The organism is Streptomyces sp. NPDC054883 (genome assembly GCF_053610645.1).
In genome coordinates this window covers 35,205-53,554 of the sequence record NZ_JBSGYT010000044.1, presented here as the reverse complement: position 1 = coordinate 53,554, position 18,350 = coordinate 35,205, and the positions used below count along the sequence as shown (strand labels likewise).

At 71.8% G+C, this 18,350-nt stretch carries 16 protein-coding genes; 15 read left to right on the top strand and 1 reads right to left on the bottom strand.

Annotation, left to right across the window (positions count from 1 at the left end; translation table 11 throughout):
• The first annotated feature begins 79 nt into the window (after positions 1 to 79).
• The 8 genes from ACWGH1_RS27135 (at position 80) to ACWGH1_RS27100 (ending at position 8,561) form a co-directional block, all read left to right on the top strand.
• Complete coding sequence (locus ACWGH1_RS27135) at positions 80 to 1,189, top strand: quinone-dependent dihydroorotate dehydrogenase (protein ID WP_453353738.1); 1,110 nt, start codon at positions 80 to 82, stop codon at positions 1,187 to 1,189.
• Positions 1,186 to 2,040, top strand: coding sequence for an orotidine-5'-phosphate decarboxylase (pyrF, locus tag ACWGH1_RS27130; protein ID WP_453409082.1), 855 nt, complete (start codon positions 1,186 to 1,188; stop codon positions 2,038 to 2,040). Before ACWGH1_RS27135 ends, pyrF begins: the two co-directional genes overlap by 4 nt.
• A gap of 299 nt (positions 2,041 to 2,339) precedes the next feature.
• Positions 2,340 to 2,663 carry an integration host factor gene (locus ACWGH1_RS27125; RefSeq protein ID WP_030234009.1) on the top strand — a complete coding sequence of 108 codons (324 nt, stop codon included), beginning with the start codon at positions 2,340 to 2,342 and terminating at the stop codon, positions 2,661 to 2,663.
• Between the two features lie 61 nt (positions 2,664 to 2,724).
• Complete coding sequence (gene gmk / locus ACWGH1_RS27120) at positions 2,725 to 3,288, top strand: guanylate kinase (RefSeq protein WP_453355327.1); 564 nt, start codon at positions 2,725 to 2,727, stop codon at positions 3,286 to 3,288.
• Between the two features lie 61 nt (positions 3,289 to 3,349).
• On the top strand, positions 3,350 to 3,622 hold the full coding sequence (rpoZ, locus tag ACWGH1_RS27115) for a DNA-directed RNA polymerase subunit omega (RefSeq protein ID WP_030879741.1): 273 nt from the start codon (positions 3,350 to 3,352) through the stop codon (positions 3,620 to 3,622).
• 98 nt (positions 3,623 to 3,720) lie between these two features.
• Positions 3,721 to 4,935, top strand: a complete 1,215-nt coding sequence (coaBC, locus tag ACWGH1_RS27110; RefSeq protein ID WP_453355331.1) for a bifunctional phosphopantothenoylcysteine decarboxylase/phosphopantothenate--cysteine ligase CoaBC — start codon at positions 3,721 to 3,723, stop codon at positions 4,933 to 4,935.
• Positions 4,936 to 5,131: 196 nt separating this feature from the next.
• Positions 5,132 to 6,340 carry a methionine adenosyltransferase gene (gene metK, locus ACWGH1_RS27105; protein WP_453409081.1) on the top strand — a complete coding sequence of 403 codons (1,209 nt, stop codon included), beginning with the start codon at positions 5,132 to 5,134 and terminating at the stop codon, positions 6,338 to 6,340.
• A gap of 88 nt (positions 6,341 to 6,428) precedes the next feature.
• Positions 6,429 to 8,561: a primosomal protein N' gene (locus tag ACWGH1_RS27100; protein ID WP_453409080.1), complete on the top strand. Its 2,133-nt coding sequence runs from the start codon at positions 6,429 to 6,431 to the stop codon at positions 8,559 to 8,561.
• A gap of 286 nt (positions 8,562 to 8,847) precedes the next feature.
• Here ACWGH1_RS27100 and ACWGH1_RS27095 read toward each other — a convergent pair whose 3' ends face one another.
• Positions 8,848 to 9,381, bottom strand: a complete 534-nt coding sequence (locus tag ACWGH1_RS27095; RefSeq protein WP_453356961.1) for a hypothetical protein — start codon at positions 9,379 to 9,381, stop codon at positions 8,848 to 8,850.
• Between the two features lie 249 nt (positions 9,382 to 9,630).
• On the opposite strand from ACWGH1_RS27095, the gene fmt reads away from it, so the two are divergent.
• From fmt to rpe, 7 genes are all read left to right on the top strand, one after another.
• Positions 9,631 to 10,575 carry a methionyl-tRNA formyltransferase gene (fmt, locus tag ACWGH1_RS27090; protein WP_453356960.1) on the top strand — a complete coding sequence of 315 codons (945 nt, stop codon included), beginning with the start codon at positions 9,631 to 9,633 and terminating at the stop codon, positions 10,573 to 10,575.
• Between the two features lie 72 nt (positions 10,576 to 10,647).
• On the top strand, positions 10,648 to 12,174 hold the full coding sequence (locus ACWGH1_RS27085) for an RsmB/NOP family class I SAM-dependent RNA methyltransferase (RefSeq protein ID WP_453409079.1): 1,527 nt from the start codon (positions 10,648 to 10,650) through the stop codon (positions 12,172 to 12,174).
• A gap of 255 nt (positions 12,175 to 12,429) precedes the next feature.
• A complete protein-coding gene (locus ACWGH1_RS27080; protein ID WP_453354812.1) occupies positions 12,430 to 12,813 on the top strand; it encodes a DUF6507 family protein in 384 nt (127 codons plus the stop codon).
• Positions 12,810 to 15,158 carry a hypothetical protein gene (locus ACWGH1_RS27075; protein WP_453354811.1) on the top strand — a complete coding sequence of 783 codons (2,349 nt, stop codon included), beginning with the start codon at positions 12,810 to 12,812 and terminating at the stop codon, positions 15,156 to 15,158. The genes ACWGH1_RS27080 and ACWGH1_RS27075 overlap by 4 nt, the downstream gene beginning before the upstream one ends.
• Positions 15,124 to 15,786, top strand: a complete 663-nt coding sequence (locus ACWGH1_RS27070) for a pentapeptide repeat-containing protein (RefSeq protein ID WP_453354810.1) — start codon at positions 15,124 to 15,126, stop codon at positions 15,784 to 15,786. The genes ACWGH1_RS27075 and ACWGH1_RS27070 overlap by 35 nt, the downstream gene beginning before the upstream one ends.
• 362 nt (positions 15,787 to 16,148) lie before the next feature.
• Positions 16,149 to 17,576, top strand: a complete 1,428-nt coding sequence (locus tag ACWGH1_RS27065) for a DUF6177 family protein (RefSeq protein ID WP_453354809.1) — start codon at positions 16,149 to 16,151, stop codon at positions 17,574 to 17,576.
• 73 nt (positions 17,577 to 17,649) lie between these two features.
• On the top strand, positions 17,650 to 18,348 hold the full coding sequence (gene rpe / locus ACWGH1_RS27060) for a ribulose-phosphate 3-epimerase (RefSeq protein WP_453354808.1): 699 nt from the start codon (positions 17,650 to 17,652) through the stop codon (positions 18,346 to 18,348).
• The last annotated feature ends 2 nt before the right edge of the window (positions 18,349 to 18,350 follow it).

The following is an 18,350-nucleotide window of genomic DNA, read 5'->3' as shown; positions in this document are numbered from 1 at the left end:
CGTAGGAGGAGGGGGACACCGGATTCGCGACAGCGACGGGTGTCCCCCTCTCCATGAGCGCAGAAGGATCCCCACGCCGATGTACAAACTCTTCTTCAACCTCGTCTTCAAGCGGATGGACCCGGAGCAGGCCCACTACACGGCCTTCCGCTGGATCCGCCTCGCGGCCCGCACCCCGGTGCTGCGCACCTTCGTCGCCGCCGTCCTCGCCCCCCGCCACGCGGAGCTGCGCACGGAGGCCCTGGGCCTGCGGATGCACGGCCCCTTCGGGCTGGCGGCCGGCTTCGACAAGAACGCCGTCGCCATCGACGGCATGTCGATGCTCGGCTTCGACCACGTCGAGATCGGCACGGTCACGGCCCAGGCCCAGCCCGGCAATCCCAAGAAGCGGCTCTTCCGCCTCGTCCCCGACCGGGCGCTGATCAACCGGATGGGCTTCAACAACGAGGGCTCGGCTGCCGTCGCCCGGCGCCTGGCGGCCCGCAAGGCGGTCTTCCGGACCGTCGTCGGCGTCAACATCGGCAAGACGAAGGTGGTGCCCGAGGAGGAGGCGGTGGCGGACTACGTCGCCTCCACCGAGCGGCTGGCCCGGCACGCCGACTACCTCGTGGTCAACGTCTCCTCGCCGAACACCCCGGGCCTGCGCAACCTCCAGGCCACCGAGTCCCTGCGCCCCCTGCTGAGCGCCGTACGGGAGGCAGCCGACCGGGTGGTGACCGACCGCCGGGTCCCGCTGCTGGTGAAGATCGCGCCCGACCTCGCCGACGAGGACGTGGACGCCGTCGCCGACCTCGCCCTGGAGCTGGGCCTGGACGGCATCATCGCGACGAACACCACCATCGCCCGCGAGGGACTGGGCCTGAAGTCCGAGCCCGCCCTGGTCAAGGAGACCGGCGGACTGTCCGGCGCCCCCGTCAAGGCGCGCTCGCTGGAGGTGCTGCGCCGGCTGTACGCCCGGGTGGGGGACCGGCTGGTCCTGGTCGGCGTCGGAGGCATCGAGAACGCCGAGGACGCCTGGCAGCGCATCCTGGCGGGCGCGACGCTGATCCAGGGCTACAGCGCCTTCATCTACGAGGGCCCCGGCTACGCCCGCGCCATCCACCAGGGGCTGGCCCGGCGCCTGGCCGACAGCCCGTACGAGACGCTCGCCGACGCGGTCGGCGCCGAGACCCGGAAGGCCTCCCAGTGACCTCTGCGACCCCTGTGACCCCCTTCGGCGCCCGGCTGCGGGCGGCGATGGACTCCCGCGGCCCGCTGTGCGTCGGGATCGACCCGCACGCCGCGCTGCTGGCGTCCTGGGGCCTGAACGACGACATCGCCGGGCTGGAGACCTTCTCCCGCACCGTCGTCGAAGCCCTCGCGGACTCGGTCGCCGTCTTCAAGCCGCAGGCCGCCTTCTTCGAGCGGTTCGGCTCGCGGGGCATCGCGGTGCTGGAGCGGACCGTGGCCGACGCCCGGGCGGCCGGCACGCTGGTCGTCATGGACGCCAAGCGCGGGGACATCGGCTCCACCATGGCCGCCTACGCCGAGACGTTCCTCGCGCCGGGCTCGCCGCTGTTCTCCGACGCCCTGACGGTCTCGCCGTACCTCGGCTACGGCTCGCTCGCCCCGGCGGTGGACCTGGCCCGCCGCTCGGGCGCCGGGCTCTTCGTCCTGGCCCTCACCTCGAACCCCGAGGGGGCGGAGGTCCAGCGGGCGGTGCGCTCCGACGGCCGGTCGATCGGCGCGACGATGCTGGCCCACCTGGCGGCGGAGAACGCGGGGGCCGAGCCGATGGGCTCCTTCGGCGCCGTCGTCGGCGCGACCCTCGGCGACCTCTCCTCCTTCGACCTGGACATCAACGGCCCGATCCTGGCGCCCGGCATCGGCGCGCAGGGTGCCACGGCCGCCGACCTCCCGGCGGTCTTCGGTGCGGCCGTCGGCAACGTCGTCCCGAACGTCTCGCGGGGCGTCCTGCGGTACGGCCCGGACGCCGCCGCCCTGCGGTCGGCGGCGGCCGGCTTCGCGGCCGAGATCCGCGCGGCGGTCCCCTCCGCCTGACCGGTGCGGTGAGCTGCGGCGGACTCCGCGGAGGGGGTCCGCCGCTCGGCTTGACGAAAACCGAACGTCCTCGACCGGACAAAACCGGGGTAGTTTGTCCGTGATGTACGTTTCAACGGAGGCTGACCAGGACTTTTCGTCCGTTCTCGCTGACTGGAGCGGCCCAGGCCGCTAGTCTCCGAGCAGAGTCAACGAGCAGCGGACGAATATCACCGCTGTTCGGGCGCTCGCCTGGTGTGGTGCCTCCTGGCTCCGTGCCGGTCCGTATCCGACAGTTCGACATCCGAGGTGACGTAGGCGTGGCTCTTCCGCCCCTTACCCCTGAACAGCGCGCAGCAGCGCTCGAAAAGGCCGCCGCGGCTCGCCGGGAGCGGGCCGAGGTGAAGAATCGACTCAAGCATTCCGGCGCCTCTCTCCACGACGTCATCAAGACGGGACAGGAGAACGACGTCATCGGCAAGATGAAGGTCTCCGCCCTTCTCGAGTCGCTGCCCGGCGTGGGCAAGGTCCGCGCCAAGCAGATCATGGAGCGCCTCGGCATCTCCGAATCCCGGCGTGTCCGAGGTCTCGGCTCCAACCAGATCGCCTCTCTGGAGCGTGAGTTCGGCGGTAGCGGCGCCTGAGGCGTCGCCCGAAGTCCTCCCGGCGTTCTCAGGCAGTCCCTGGAACCTGGATAATCGCTCTATGGCAGCAGAGGTTCGTCCGCGGCTGACCGTGCTCTCCGGCCCCTCAGGGGTCGGCAAGAGCACGGTCGTCGCGCATATGCGCAAGGTCCACCCCGAGGTATGGCTCTCGGTGTCGGCCACCACCCGCAAGCCGCGGCCCGGTGAGCGACACGGTGTCCACTACTTCTTCGTCGGCGACGACGAGTTCGACAAGCTGGTCGCCAACGGCGAGCTGCTGGAGTGGGCCGAGTTCGCGGGCAACCGCTACGGCACACCGCGCGGCGCGGTGCTGGAACGCCTGGAGAACGGCGAGCCGGTGCTGCTGGAGATCGACCTCCAGGGCGCGCGGCTCGTCCGCCAGTCGATGCCGGAGGCCCAGCTGGTCTTCCTGGCACCGCCGAGCTGGGAAGAGCTGGTCCGCCGCCTCACCGGCCGCGGTACCGAGTCGGCCGAGGTCATCGAGCGCCGGCTGGCCGCCGCGAAGATCGAACTCGCTGCCGAAACCGAGTTCGACACCACCCTGGTCAACACCTCCGTCGAGGACGTGGCGCGTGAGCTGCTAGCCTTGATGGACGTTGTCTGATCGTTGTTCGGTATTTGTCCGATCAACGCAAGATCTTTCACCCATCTTCGGAAGGTAGAGCGTGTCCTCTTCCATGACTGCGCCCGAGGGCATCATCAACCCGCCGATCGACGAGCTGCTCGAGGCCACGGACTCGAAGTACAGCCTCGTGATCTACGCGGCCAAGCGCGCGCGTCAGATCAACGCGTACTACTCGCAGCTCGGTGAGGGCCTGCTCGAGTACGTCGGCCCGCTGGTGGACACCCACGTCCACGAGAAGCCGCTTTCGATCGCGCTGCGCGAGATCAACGCGGGTCTGCTGACCTCCGAGGCCATCGAGGCCCCGGCTCAGTAAGGCACCAGGAATTCCTTTCACCACAGGCCCGGCAGAACATCTGCCGGGCCTGTGGTGTGTCATAGGTGCAGAGATTCTTCCTCGAAGGGGAGTGCGTGGTGGGTAAGCCGAAGGTCGTGCTGGGGGTCAGCGGCGGGATCGCCGCCTACAAGGCGTGCGAGCTGCTGCGCCGGCTGACCGAGTCCGGCCACGACGTACGCGTGGTGCCGACGGCCGCGTCGCTGAACTTCGTCGGCGAGGCCACCTGGGCCGCACTGTCCGGCAACCCGGCCTCCAGCCAGGTCTGGGAGAGCGTCCACGACGTCCCGCACGTGCGCATCGGCCAGTCCGCCGACCTGGTCGTCGTCGCCCCGGCCACCGCCGACATGCTGGCCAAGGCCGCCCACGGGCTGGCCGACGACCTGCTCACCAACACGCTGCTCACCGCCCGCTGTCCGGTGGTCTTCGCACCCGCGATGCACACCGAGATGTGGGAGCACCCCGCCACCCAGGAGAACGTCGCCACCCTGCGGCGGCGCGGCGCCGTCGTCATCGAGCCCGCCGTCGGCCGGCTCACCGGCAAGGACACCGGCAAAGGGCGGCTGCCCGACCCCGACGAGATCTTCGAGGTGTGCCGCCGGGTCCTCGCCCGGGGTGCCGGGGAGCCGGACCTGGCCGGGCGGCACGTGGTGGTCAGCGCCGGGGGCACCCGGGAACCGCTGGACCCGGTCCGTTTCCTCGGCAACCGCTCCTCCGGCAAGCAGGGCTACGCGCTCGCCCGCACCGCCGTCGCGCGCGGCGCCCGCGTCACGCTCGTCGCGGCCAACACCGCACTGGCCGACCCGGCCGGGGCGGACGTCGTACGGGTCGGGACGGCCCTCCAGCTGCGCGAGGCGGTGCTCAAGGCGGCCGCCGACGCCGACGCGGTGGTGATGGCCGCGGCCGTGGCCGACTTCCGGCCCGCCTCCTACGCGGGCGGCAAGATCAAGAAGCAGGACGGGCAGGACCCCGCGCCGGTGGCGCTCGTACGCAACCCCGACGTGCTGGCGGAGGTCTCCGCAGAACGCGCCCGGGAGGGCCAGGTGGTGGTGGGATTCGCCGCCGAGACCGACGACGTCCTCGCCAACGGGCGGGCCAAGCTGCTGCGCAAGGGTTGTGATCTTCTCGTCGTCAACGAGGTCGGCGAGACGAAGACCTTCGGTTCCGAAGAGAACGAGGCCGTCATCCTTGCCTCCGATGGCGCTGAGACCGCCGTTCCGCATGGACCGAAGGAATTTCTTGCGGACGCGATCTGGGACGAGGTCGCTCCACGCCTCGCGCCCCGACGCGCCTGAGCGGATCGCCTTCCCGCCGGGGAATCCGTACGCCAGAATGTAGTGCCGCAGGTCACACGGCTCCCATAAGGCGAGACGGGTGGTCCGGCGAACGGTGGCGACCGATAAACTGCATTTGGAACACGGACCGGGCGCAGCCCCCGGTAATGTTCCGCCAAATGATCAGCCAGCAGCCGCTGCAACCCCAGGGAGCGTTGTGTCCCGTCGCCTGTTTACCTCGGAGTCCGTGACCGAGGGTCACCCCGACAAGATCGCTGACCAGATCAGCGACACGATCCTCGACGCGCTCCTCACCGAGGACCCGACCTCGCGTGTGGCCGTGGAGACCCTCATCACCACCGGTCTCGTGCACATCGCGGGAGAGGTGACGACGAAGGCGTACGCGCCGATCGCGCAGCTCGTCCGCGACAAGATCCTGGAGATCGGCTACGACTCCTCGAAGAAGGGCTTCGACGGCGCCTCCTGCGGCGTGTCGGTGTCCATCGGCGCGCAGTCCCCCGACATCGCCCAGGGCGTCGACACCGCCTACGAGCAGCGCGTCGAGGGCGACGAGGACGAGCTGGACAAGCAGGGCGCCGGCGACCAGGGCCTGATGTTCGGCTACGCCTGCGACGAGACGCCCGAGCTGATGCCGCTGCCGATCCACATCGCGCACCGGCTCTCCAAGCGGCTGTCCGAGGTCCGCAAGAACGGGACCATCCCGTACCTGCGCCCCGACGGCAAGACGCAGGTCACCATCGAGTACGACGGTGACAAGGCCGTCCGCCTGGACACCGTCGTGGTCTCCTCGCAGCACGCCGCCGACATCGACCTCGACTCGCTGCTCGCTCCGGACATCCGCGAGTTCGTCGTCGAGCACGTGCTGGCCCAGCTCATCGAGGACGGCATCAAGCTGGACACCGAGGGCTACCGGCTGCTGGTGAACCCGACGGGCCGGTTCGAGATCGGTGGCCCGATGGGTGACGCGGGTCTGACCGGCCGCAAGATCATCATCGACACGTACGGCGGCATGGCCCGCCACGGTGGTGGCGCGTTCTCGGGCAAGGACCCGTCCAAGGTGGACCGCTCCGCCGCGTACGCGATGCGCTGGGTCGCCAAGAACGTGGTCGCCGCCGGTCTCGCCTCGCGCTGCGAGGTGCAGGTCGCGTACGCCATCGGCAAGGCGGAGCCGGTCGGCCTGTTCGTGGAGACCTTCGGCACCGCCAAGGTCGACACCGCGAAGATCGAGGAGGCCATCGGCCAGGTCTTCGACCTGCGCCCCGCCGCGATCATCCGCGACCTGGACCTGCTGCGGCCCATCTACGCCCAGACCGCCGCCTACGGCCACTTCGGCCGCGAGCTGCCCGACTTCACCTGGGAGCGCACCGACCGCGTCGACGCCCTGCGCGCCGCCGCCGGCCTCTAGTCACTTCCCGCGCGAGGCCTCGGACCACGATGGGGTCCGGGGCCTCGCGCATGTCCGGGTGTCGGTGCCATTTGGTAAGAATGCGAGTGTGAGCAGCGCGAACGAGTCGGATCAGCGGGGCGGGGAGCGGGATCCCGGCGGCCCGCCGGAGCAGCTCGCGCTCATCCGGGACATCGTGGCCGAGGCGAAGGCCAAGGCCCCCAAGGCCAAGCCCCGCACCTGGCGCGGGGCGGCGCTCGCCGAGGAACTGCCCGTCGCCCGCGTCCTGGTCAACAAGGGCGTGCTCCACCTCGACCAGCTGTGGGACTACGCGGTGCCCGCCGAGCTGGCCGAGGCCGCGCAGCCGGGCGTCCGGGTCCGGGTCCGCTTCGGTGCGGGCTCCCACCAGGTGCACGGCGGCCGCCGCGAGGGCGGCGGCCTGATCGACGGCTTCATCGTGGAGCGGCGCGCGGAGTCCGACTACAACGGGGCCCTGGCCGCCCTGGCCCAGGTCGTCTCCGCCGAGGCCGTCCTCACCCCCGGCCTGCTCGCACTCGCCCGGGCCGTCGCCGACCGGTACGCGGGCAGCCTGGCCGATGTGCTCCAGCTCGCCCTCCCCCCGCGCAGCGCCCGCGCGGAGGCGAAACCCTCGCCCGAGCCGCTGCCGCCGCCCGCGGCGCCCGAGCCCGGCGGCTGGGAGCGGTACGCGGCCGGCCCGGCCTTCCTGCGGGCCCTGGCCGGCGGGGGCAGCCCCCGCGCCGTGTGGACGGCGCTGCCCGGCCCCGGCTGGGCCGGCGAACTCGCCCGGGCCATGGCCGCCACCCTCGCCTCCGGCCGGGGCGCCCTGGCCGTCGTGCCCGACGGGCGGACCGCCGCCCGGGTGGACGCGGCGCTCACCGCACTGCTCGGCGCGGGCCGGCACGCGGTGCTGACCGCCGAATCCGGGCCGGAGAAGCGCTACCGCCAGTGGCTCGCCGTGAGCCGGGGCTCGGTGCGGGCCGTCGTCGGCACCCGCGCCGCGATGTTCGCGCCCGTACGCGACCTCGGGCTGGTCGCGGTCTGGGACGACGGGGACTCCAGCCACAGCGACGACCACGCCCCGTTCCCGCACGTCCGCGAGGTGCTGGAGCTGCGGGCGGTGACCGACGGCTGCGCCTTCCTCGCCGGGAGCACCAGCTGCACCGTCGAGGCCGCCCAACTGGTCGAGTCCGGCTGGGCGCGGCCCCTGGTCGCCGACCGCGAGACGGTACGGGCCTGCGCGCCCCGGATCAGGACCGTCGGGGACGAGCTGCTGGCCCGGGACGAGGCCGCCCGGGCCGCGCGGTTGCCGAGCCTGGCCTGGGAGACCGTGCGGGAGGGGCTGAAGAGCGGGCCCGTGCTCGTACAGGTGCCGCGGCGGGGCTATGTGCCCCGGCTGGCCTGCGAGCGCTGCCGGACACCGGCCCGCTGCCGGGTCTGTGCGGGCCCCCTGGAGGCCCCGGACGAGCGGGACCTGAGGTGCGGGTGGTGCGGGCGTGGCGAGCCGTCCTGGCACTGCGAGGAGTGCGGCTCGTTCCGGCTCCGGGCCCGGGTGGTCGGTGCGCGGCGCACCGCCGAGGAGCTGGGGCGGGCGTTCCCGGCCGTGCCCGTGCGCACCTCCGGGCGCGATCACGTGCTGGACGAGGTGCCGGACCGGCCCGCGCTGGTGGTGTGCACCCCGGGCGCGGAACCCGTCGCGTCCGGCGCCGGGTACGCGGCGGCGCTGCTGCTGGACGGCTGGGCCATGCTCGGCCGCCCCGACCTGCGGGCCGGGGAGGAGGCGCTGCGGCGCTGGATCGGCGCGGCCTCGCTGGTGCGGGGGGAGGGGCAGGTGGTGGTCGTCGCCGAGCCGACGCTGCGGCCGGTGCAGGCGCTGGTGCGCTGGGACCCGGTGGGGCACGCGGTGCGCGAGCTCGCGGAGCGCGCCCAGCTGGGCTTCCCGCCGGTCTCCCGGATGGCGGCGGTGGCCGGGCGGCCGGAGGCGCTGGAGGCGTTCCTCGCCGCGGCCGAACTGCCGCCCGACGCGGAGCTCCTGGGCCCGGTGCCGCTGCCCGGCCGGCGCGGCGAGCCCTCGCCGGGGGAGCGGGTCCTGATCCGGGTCCGGCCCGGCAGCGGGGCGGACCTGGCGAGGGCCCTCAAGAAGGCGCAGGCCGCCCGGCTGGCGCGCGGGGTGACGCCCGCGGAATCGGTCCGGATCAGGATCGACCCGCCGGACATCGGCTGAGCCCGGACCGGGAGCCGCGCTGCACATCGCTGCGGATCAGGATCGACCCGCCGGACATCGGCTGAGTCCGGACCGGGACCTGCCCGCCGCACATCGCTGCGGACCGGGAGCCGACCCGCCGGACACCGGCCGGGGGCGTCTCCGGAGGGTCCCGCGACGGCGACCGCCCCCGGCAGGAGCGGCCTCCGGGGAGGTGCCGCGCCGCCGGGGGCGGGGGCTTCACAGCGGCGGCGCCCCGGCCGTCAGGGGTCGGCGTCCCGGCGGCGTCCCGGCGGCGGGCCGCCGGTCAGCCGTTGCGCGGGCCGGGGAAGGCCGGCGAGCGGGAGGCGGTCGCCGCCCCCTGGGCCCCGGCGGCCGACTCCTCGCGTACGGGCTGCGGCGGGACGGAGCGCGCCGCGGGGATGGTCGGGAGCGGCCCCACGGTGCGGGTGGCCGTCGCGTCGGCCGGTACCTCCGCGGACTCGGCGGCCTGGGCCCGCCGGGCCCCGTACCGGCGGTGCACGGCCTGCTTGGTGACGCCGAGCGCCGATCCGACGGCGTCCCAGGAGAAGCCGAGCGAGCGGTCGAAGTCCACCGCTGCGGTGACCAGCGTCTCGACGCTGTCCCGCAGTTCCTGCGCGAGCCGGACGGTGGGGGCCGGGGCCCTGCCGTAGACGACGAAGCCCGTGGAGGGGCCGGAGCGGCGCGGGCGGTACACGTTGCCTAGCTGGGCGGTGAGCGTGCGCAGAGCATCCACCTGCCGGCGGACCCGCTCGATGTCCCGCACCAGGAGATGCAGGCTGGCCCGTGCTTGGGCGTCGTGGGTGGCGTGGTCGGCCATGAAGAAGCCTCTCGAACCGGTGCGTAAGAGCGGATGGGGCCGCAGACACCGTTCTCAATCGCGGCCCGTTTCGGTCAATCTCTCTTGACCAACGCGCCAGCGGTCGCCCAGGTCACGCTCTGGGGGCGTGTCGGCATATGCGAGGGGCGCGCAGGTCGGGGCACGCCCCGGGCACACCGACTGGGAGGCCGGCCGCCCGGCCCATAGACTGGTGCGCTGCTGACAGCCGAGATAGCGAGGTAGGACCCAGTGAAGCTCGTCTTCGCAGGCACCCCCGAGGTAGCCGTGCCCGCCCTGGACGCCCTGATCGCCTCCGGGCGCCACGAGGTCGCGGCCGTCGTCACCCGGCCCGACGCCCCGGCCGGCCGGGGCCGCCGGCTCGTCGCGAGCCCCGTCGCCCAGCGCGCCGAGGAGGCGGGGATCGAGGTCCTCAAGCCCGTGCGGCCGCGCGACCCGGACTTCCAGGAGCGGCTGCGCGAGATCGCGCCGGACTGCTGCCCGGTCGTCGCCTACGGGGCGCTGCTGCCCAAGAGCGCCCTGGACATCCCCAAGCACGGCTGGGTCAACCTGCACTTCTCGCTGCTGCCGGCGTGGCGCGGGGCCGCGCCCGTCCAGCACTCGATCATGGCGGGCGACCAGGTCACCGGCGCCTCGACGTTCCTGATCGAGGAGGGTCTGGACTCCGGGCCGGTCTACGGCCACCTGACCGAGGAGATCCGGCCCACCGACACCAGCGGCGACCTGCTGACCCGGCTCGCCTTCGCCGGGGCGGGCCTGCTCGCCGCCACCGTGGACGGCATCGAGGACGGCGCTCTGCGCGCCGTGCCGCAGCCCGCCGACGGGATCTCCCTCGCTCCCAAGATCACCGTCGAGGACGCCCGGATCGACTGGACCGCCCCCGCGATGCGCGCCGACCGGGTGGTGCGCGGCTGCACCCCCGCCCCGGGCGCGTGGACCGTCTTCCGCGGCGAGCGCCTCAAGCTGATCTCGGTGGCGCCGGTGCCCGACCGCACCGAGCTGGAGCCCGGTGTGCTGGCTCCGGCCAAGAACAACGTCTACGTGGGCACCGGCTCGCACGCCGTGGAGCTGCTCTGGGTGCAGCCCCAGGGCAAGAAGCCGATGAAGGGCGCCGACTGGGCCCGCGGGGTGCGGATCGCACCCGGCGAGCGACTGGGCGGAGCAGACGTAGGCTGATACCGGCCGCGGACCGCGCGGCCCACCTCTTCGACACCCCCAGGCAATACGTAAAACCGGAGCACCTTTCACGTGAGCGAACAGCCCCGTCAGCCCAGCCAGCCCCGTCGGCGGACCGCCCCGGGCGGCAACGGCAAGCCGTCCGGTAACGGCAAGCCGTCCGGCAACCAGGGCGGCAAGCAGGGCAAGCCCTACCGCCGGCCGCAGAAGGACCCCGTCCGGATGCTGGCCTTCGAGGTGCTGCGGGCGGTGGACGAGCGGGACGCGTACGCGAACCTCGTGCTGCCGCCGCTGCTGCGCAAGGCGCGCCAGGACGAGAGCTTCCAGGCGCGCGACGCCGCGCTGGCCACCGAGCTGGTGTACGGGACGCTGCGCCGGCAGGGCACGTACGACGCGGTGATCAAGGCCTGCATCGACCGGCCGCTGCGCGAGGTCGACCCGCCGGTGCTGGACGTGCTGTCGCTCGGCGCGCACCAGCTGCTCGGCACGAGGATCCCCCCGCACGCGGCCGTCTCGGCGAGCGTGGAGCTGGCGCGCGTGGTCCTCGGGGACGGGCGCGCGAAGTTCGTGAACGCCGTGCTCCGCAAGATCACCGCGCACGACCTGGACGGCTGGCTGGAGCGGGTCGCGCCGCCGTACGAGGACGACGCCGAGGAGCACCTCGCGGTCTACCACTCGCACCCGCGCTGGATCGTCAGCGCCCTGTGGGACGCGCTGGGTGGCGGCCGGGCCGGTATCGAGGACCTCCTGGAAGCCGACAACGAGCGGCCCGAGGTCACCCTGGTCGCCCGCCCCGGCCGCTCCACGCCCGAGGAGCTGCTGGAGGCCGTCGGCGAGGAGTCGGCGCTGCCGGGGCGCTGGTCCCCGTACGCGGTACGGATGGCCGAGGGCGGTGAGCCGGGCGCGCTGGAGGCGGTGCGCGACGGCCGGGCCGGCGTACAGGACGAGGGCAGCCAGCTGGTGGCGATGGCGCTGGCCGCGGCGCCCGTGGAGGGCCGCGACGAGCGCTGGCTGGACGGCTGCGCGGGCCCGGGCGGCAAGGCGGCCCTGCTCGGGGCGCTGGCGGCGCAGCGCGGGGCGTTCCTGCTGGCCTCCGAGAAGCAGCCGCACCGGGCCCGTCTGGTGGAGAAGGCCCTGGCCGGCAACCCCGGCCCGTACCAGGTGATCGCGGCGGACGGAACCCGGCCGCCGTGGCTGCCCGGTTCCTTCGACCGGGTCCTGGTGGACGTCCCCTGCTCGGGCCTGGGCGCCCTGCGCCGGCGTCCCGAGGCGCGGTGGCGGCGCCGGCCGGAGGACCTGGAGGGCTTCGCGCCGCTCCAGCGCGGGCTGCTGCGGGAGGCGCTGGCGGCGGTACGGGTCGGCGGCGTCGTCGGCTACGCGACCTGCTCGCCGCACCTGGCGGAGACCCGGGTCGTGGTGGACGACGTCCTCAAGGGCCGGGGCGCGGGCGCGGGGGCGCGGGTGTCGGCGGAACTGATCGACGCCCGCCCGTACATGGCGGGCGTCCCGGCCCTCGGCGACGGCCCGGACGTCCAGCTCTGGCCCCACCTCCACGGCACGGACGCGATGTACCTGGCCCTCCTGCGCCGCACGGCGTAGGGGCCTCGTCCGGTAGCCCCCCGCCCCTTGCCCCGCGGAAGTCGGCGCGGGGGGCGGGGAGGCATCGCCGCGCAGCCGGCGGACGAGCCGTCCGGCTACGGCATGAGGGTGTGCCGGTGACGGCCGGTCCCGCCGAGTTGTGTCACTGGTCCGCAACAGCTGTCGGCATCACTGAAACTCACTTTGCAGACAGCAATGCCCAGTTGATAGACATGGCACGTCAGTGGGGGACGTGTTTGCAGAACGGGGGGCACCGTGTCGACGTGGGACATCAAGCCGGATGGCGTTCAAGGGGTTCTGAGCAAGACCGCCGAGGCCGGCGGCAAGTTCGAGGAAGAATTCACGGCGTACGGCGAGGGCTTGGTGGGCGCTGCGACGTGGGCGGGCACGATGGTCCTGGGCGGCACCGAAATCCCCAAGGGGGGTGCGTTCGGCCCCGTGGCCCAGGCGTTGCAGGAGTTCCAGCAGCACACCGAGAACGACGTGAAGTTCCTTCCCGTCCGGACGGGGAAGTCCATCACCGGGGCGCGCCTGGCCACTGAGGAGTACCTCAAGGGCGACCTTGCGATGGCGAAGAACAAGCAAGACGAGTACTCCAAGGCTCCCACTCCGGAAGAGTTGAAGGGCCCCAAGAAGTGATCGACCTGGGGAAGATACCGACCTTCACGGGCAATCTGGAGACGTTGGAGACGCATGCGGCTTCGTTGAAGACGACCGCCTCCGGCATTCGCGGGACGGGCAAGGATGTTCACGACGCCTTCCAGGCGCTGGACCCGGTCTACGACGCTCCAGAGCAGGAAGAGCTGCTCGATTCGACCATCCCGGTGCGGGACAAGGCGGATGAGTTCGCGAAGAAGCTGGAGTCCGTCAGCGGTGCACTGACCAGCTTCGCCACGTCCGCCCGTCCGCTGGTGGACAAGATGAAGCAACTCCGCGTGGACGCGGAGAAGTTCGTCGCGGACAACAAGGACGACGACTGGCAGCAGGACCAGGGCAAGATCGTCGAGAATGCGCGTCTCGTCCGTGAGGTCGGTACGACGTGGGTGGCTTTCCAGGGCGTCGAGCGCGATGCGGCCAACAAGATCACGGCGTTGGTGGGCGGTACGCACTTCGTCGTTGACGACGGATCGCACAAGGCCGGTATGTACGGCTTCAAGGAAAGCGACGTCAAGGACGCGAAGGAGACGCCTTGGGGGACGGCCGACGAGCGTGAGTACACGGGGCTGCGGGCTGCTTGGGAGTGGACGAAGGACCATGTCGGCGGCACGCTGAAAGGGTTCTTCGTCGACGGTGTCTGGGGCACCCTCAAGGGCCTGGGCAGCATGGTCAACGTGTTCGACTGGGACAACTTCAAGAAGACGTGGACGGGCATCGGCAATGTCTTCGGCGGTATCAGCGCCTACATGCTGACGCCGTACGACTGGGCGATGGACAAGATGTTCGGCCCGGTCGACCACAGTGACACCGACAAGCAGAAGGCGGCCCTGCGCAACTTCGGCAAGTCGTTGGTCGCTTGGGACGAGTGGGACAAGGACCCCTCTCGGGCGTTCGGAACGGTGTTGTTCAACGGCATGACCCTCGGCTCGGGTTCGCTGCTCAAGCTCGGCAGGGCCGGCAAACTGGGTGTGGCTGCGGAGGCCGCGACCGCGCTGGGCAAGGCGGGGGCGCTCGTCGACCCGATGAGCTACCTCGGCAAGGCGGCGGTCGTCACCAAGTTCAAGGTCGGCGACCTCATGGAGGGCCTGAAGGCCAGCCGGGCGGGCGTCGAAGACATGGCCCGCAGCATCCCCTCCGGTACCTCGCCGCATCCGGGAGAGGTACCCGCGACCGGCGGCCATGAGTATGCCGACCACGCAGGCAACAAACGCGTCATCGGCGCCGACGGGTACATCAGGGACGAGCACGGCAACGTCGTTCCCGACACCGAACCCGTCCGGGAACCGCACAAGGACGACCTGCCCAACGCCGAGGAGCTGGTCAGGACAGACCCGAAGGTCCTCGAAGGCGCGGGCGGCCCCAGCCGCGTGGAGAACGGAACGAACCACCCCACGGGCTCGCCGCACCCCGCCGGCGGATCCCACCAGAACCCGATGCACCTGGGCGATGGTTCCCACCCGGTCGGTGGGGGTGGCGGCACGCACAACGCGCCCTCCACGGGCCACCAGGTGAACCACCAGCCCGCCGGCGGCTCGGGCGGCGGTGCAGGTTCACATGCGCCGTCGGGTGGTGGCGGATCCCATGGACCTTCCGGGGGCGGCGGTCATGGTGACCCCGGGGGTGCAGGTGCGAGCGGCCATTCCGGGGACGTCCATGCCGGAGGGTCGCACGGTCACGACGCAATCGGCGAAACCCCTGCGCCTGGTTCTGCCGATCATGGACCCGGCAATACTGCCGATGGCCAAGCGGAGAAGCCCGCCTCCGGCGCGGAGACGCAGGAGCACGGCGGAACCGGAACGACGCCTGGCGACCGTGTGAACGAGCCGGTTCCGGCGTTGACGGCGGAGGAAAAGGCGGCTCACTGGGGCCACCTCGATGAAGTCGAAAGACGGTCTCCAGAAGAATTCGATCACCTGAAGCACGACCCGGATCACAAGAATCAGATCGATGACAAATCGATGGATGAGGCTCGGGTCGGCCTCGACCTGCGGGAGAGTGGGCGCCTACCGGCGGACATCCGCCGGCCGGACATAGCTGACAGGGGGGAGTTTTATTCGGAGACCACCGGTGAGTACTACGATATAAAGGGCGTTCACTCCGATTATCCGCCTTTCAATAATGTGCGTGATAAATCCCAGCCGTTCAAGGGAGCTTATGACCCGGCCAATAACGGGGCGTGGGTCAAAAAGCAGCTGGCGAAGCAAATCGAGAAACATGGGCGTATAGTCATTATTGATGTTCGGAACGCAAATCAAGCGGCAATCGACAGTGTCAAGGCTGCTGTGGAAAGCCATGGTTGGGGAGATCGTGTCATCTGGTATCCGTAAGAGTTGGAAGCCGGCTGCACTCCCGGCCGATCCGGAAGCCACGCGGCAGCTGCAGGAATGGCTCGCCTCGGAGGAGTACGACCTCAACGGCATGGAGCGTGACTTCCGGGGCGCGGACCTCTCGGGTGGGGATTTCTCGAATGCGTGGTTCACCGATGCGATTCTCGTGGGCGTGCGGCTTGTCGGCGCGTCCTTTTACCGGGCCGACCTGCAGTCGGCCGATCTGACCGGAGCGGATCTGACCGGAGCGGATCTCGTGCGGGCGAATCTCGATGAGGCGGTGCTCCGGTCGGCGCGGCTGGATGGGGCGGACATGGTCCGGGCTTCACTGTGCGATGTCGACGCGGCGGGAGCGAGCTTCCGAGGAACAAAGTTCTTGGGTGCTTCGCTGATCGACACCGATATGAGGGGCGCGGACCTGACGGATGCCGTCCTTGACGAGAACCTCTTCGAGATCAAAGTCGATGACTCCACGGTGGTGCGCGGCCTGACCGGCACCGTTTTCGGTCCGGTCACCGTCTTCAACGGTGCATCTTCGCGAGAGCTGGCCGACGCAGAACTCGAGGCGTGGATCGGTGCGCGAGGCGGGCGCGTACAGGTGATTCCTCCGCGCCGCCCAGCGAAGTAGGCCTGGACCGAGGCGTTGGCGGGAACTGCGCATTCCGCAGCGGGTGACCACGGCCTCGCGGCCTTGACGAACGAACGGTCGCGGCGAGCCTTCGGCGGACAGACGTTCGCGAACTCGCGGAAGCTGTCGCCGAGCGGTGTCTGACGTGGGAAGGGCCACCGCTCGAGGCGTTCGGCTCGTACTACCCGCTAGCAGTGGCCGACGGGTGCGGGCACGGAGGGCGGGGCTGCGCCGCGTAGGAAGTCTGTCGGTAAGAGCGTGGCCTCTACCTGTGAGGGATGGCCTCGCTGCACGGAGCCTGGCATCCGGCGTTGTCTCGACCCCTGACGCCGCAAAAGACCGATGAGCAGAGGGAACCCTGCATGACCAAGGACGTGATCGCGCTCACCGAGCGGATGCCCGACCCGCTGAGCGTGCTGGCCGGGCTGCTCGCGGGCGGACCGGATCTGCGGGTCGAGACGACCGGCGAGGGTGCCGTGGTCCAGCTGTGTGACGCCGAGGGCCGGCCGCTCGTCTCGATCGAGGTGCCGCTGCTGCTCCAGGTGCCGGGCGAGGCGGCCCGGCTGCTGGGGCCCGGTGCCGAGCCGTCCGGCGACGGGCCGGCCTGGTGGATCGAGGCCCGTGCCGCCGTGGGCGTCCCCCAGGCCGAGCGGCTCGCGGGCGCCTTCGCGGCCCGCATGACCATGCTCCTGGGCGGCCGGGTCTGGCCGGCGGATGCTCCCGGCGCCGTCGGTGCGGCGCGCCCGCTCGACGTCTCGGGCGTCACGGCCGTACCGGCCCCCGCCGCCGCCCAGCCGGCCGTCGACATGCTCACCGACGAGGCCGCCGTCGTCCTCCAGGACCGGCCGGTCGTCCCCATGACGAGCTGGCTCTCCGAGGCACTGCGAGCCACCGTGGAGAGCGACCGGTCCCTGCAGATCGTCACGCCGCCGCACTGCCGCCTCTCCCTGCCCGCCCGCATGCTGCTGCAGTCCACGCCCTCGCGCTGGGTGGTGCAGGACGAGCGGTGCGGCTACTACGACGGGCTGACCGGTGCGGTACTGCGCTGGCAGGACGGTGCCTTCTCCCCGGCCGGGGACGATAACGGGGAGACCCCGGTGGCGGACGCCTTCACGGAGGTCCGGACCACCGGCGAGCGTCAGCTCGTCGTTGCCTTCCGCACCCTGCACCGTGCCGAGGCGGGCCTGGTGCTCGGCGGCGCGCTGGAAGCCGCCTGGCAGGCGCTGACCGGCGCCCCGCCGGCCGGCTGGGGGACCGCGGAGCCGGCCGGTCTGACCTGGTCGCGGCGGCGGCTGACCGAGCTGGCGTACGCTCGCGCCCCCCGGCCCACCTGGACGGTGGTCGTCGGCAGCCCGGACCGGCCTGCCGTCGCCACGCTCCGCGTGATCCGCACGCCGGACGGCGTGGAGGAGGACATCACCCTCACCGTGGGCTACGGCCCCGGTGAGGAGCCGGCTCTGGCGGCGCTGCCGGAGCTGGCCGGCGAGCTGGTGACCCGGCACGGGCTGCGGACCATGCTGTGCCAGCTGCGCGAGGCGCGCCGCGACCTGAGCGCGCCGCCCCGCTTCGAGCGCCCGCCGCTGCCGTATGCCTTCGTGCTGGGCTCCGAGGAGGTCCGGGAAGTCGGGCGGGACACCGCGAGCAGGACACCGCTGAAGGAACGACCGGCGCAATTGGGTCACAGTGCCCGGCCGGGTTATTACTACGCACTCGGTGACGGCGGGAGCGCCGAGAGCTGGGCCGCACTGGAGCAGCTCATGCGGCACCTGCGCGGGGCGCCGCCGGTCTAGCTCCGGATGGGGGGTGGAGGGGGACTTCCGGGGGCGTGGCCGGAAGTGGCCTTCGGCATGGCACGCTTGGGGCATGGCCGTTCAGATCAATCCCAGCATCCTGTCCGCCGACTTCGCCCGGCTCGCCGAGGAGGCGAAGGCCGTCGAGGGGGCCGACTGGCTGCACGTCGACGTCATGGACAACCATTTCGTCCCCAACCTCACCCTCGGCGTGCCGATCGTGGAGTCCCTGAGCCGCGCGACGGACATTCCGCTCGACCTGCACCTCATGATCGAGAACCCGGACCGCTGGGCCCCGCAGTACGTCGAGGCCGGCGCCGGGTCGGTCACCTTCCACGCCGAGGCCGCCGCCGCGCCCGTGCGGCTCGCGCGGGAGATCCGGGCCAAGGGGGCCAGGGCCGCCATGGCCCTCAAGCCCGCCACCCCGATCGAGCAGTACGAGGACATCCTGCCCGAACTGGACATGGTGCTGATCATGACCGTCGAGCCCGGCTTCGGCGGTCAGGCCTTCCTGGACATCATGCTGCCCAAGATCCGCCGTACCCGGGAGATGATCGCCAAGCACGGACTGGAGCTGTGGCTCCAGGTGGACGGCGGGGTCTCGGCCTCGACGATCGAGCGGGTCGCCGAGGCCGGAGCGGACGTCTTCGTCGCGGGGAGCGCGGTCTACGGGGCGCCCGATCCGGCCGCCGCCGTCCGGGCGCTGCGCGAGCAGGCGGGCGCCGCGATCGCGGCGGCGCCCTGGGCTTGCGACCACCGGGCCAAGGCTTGATG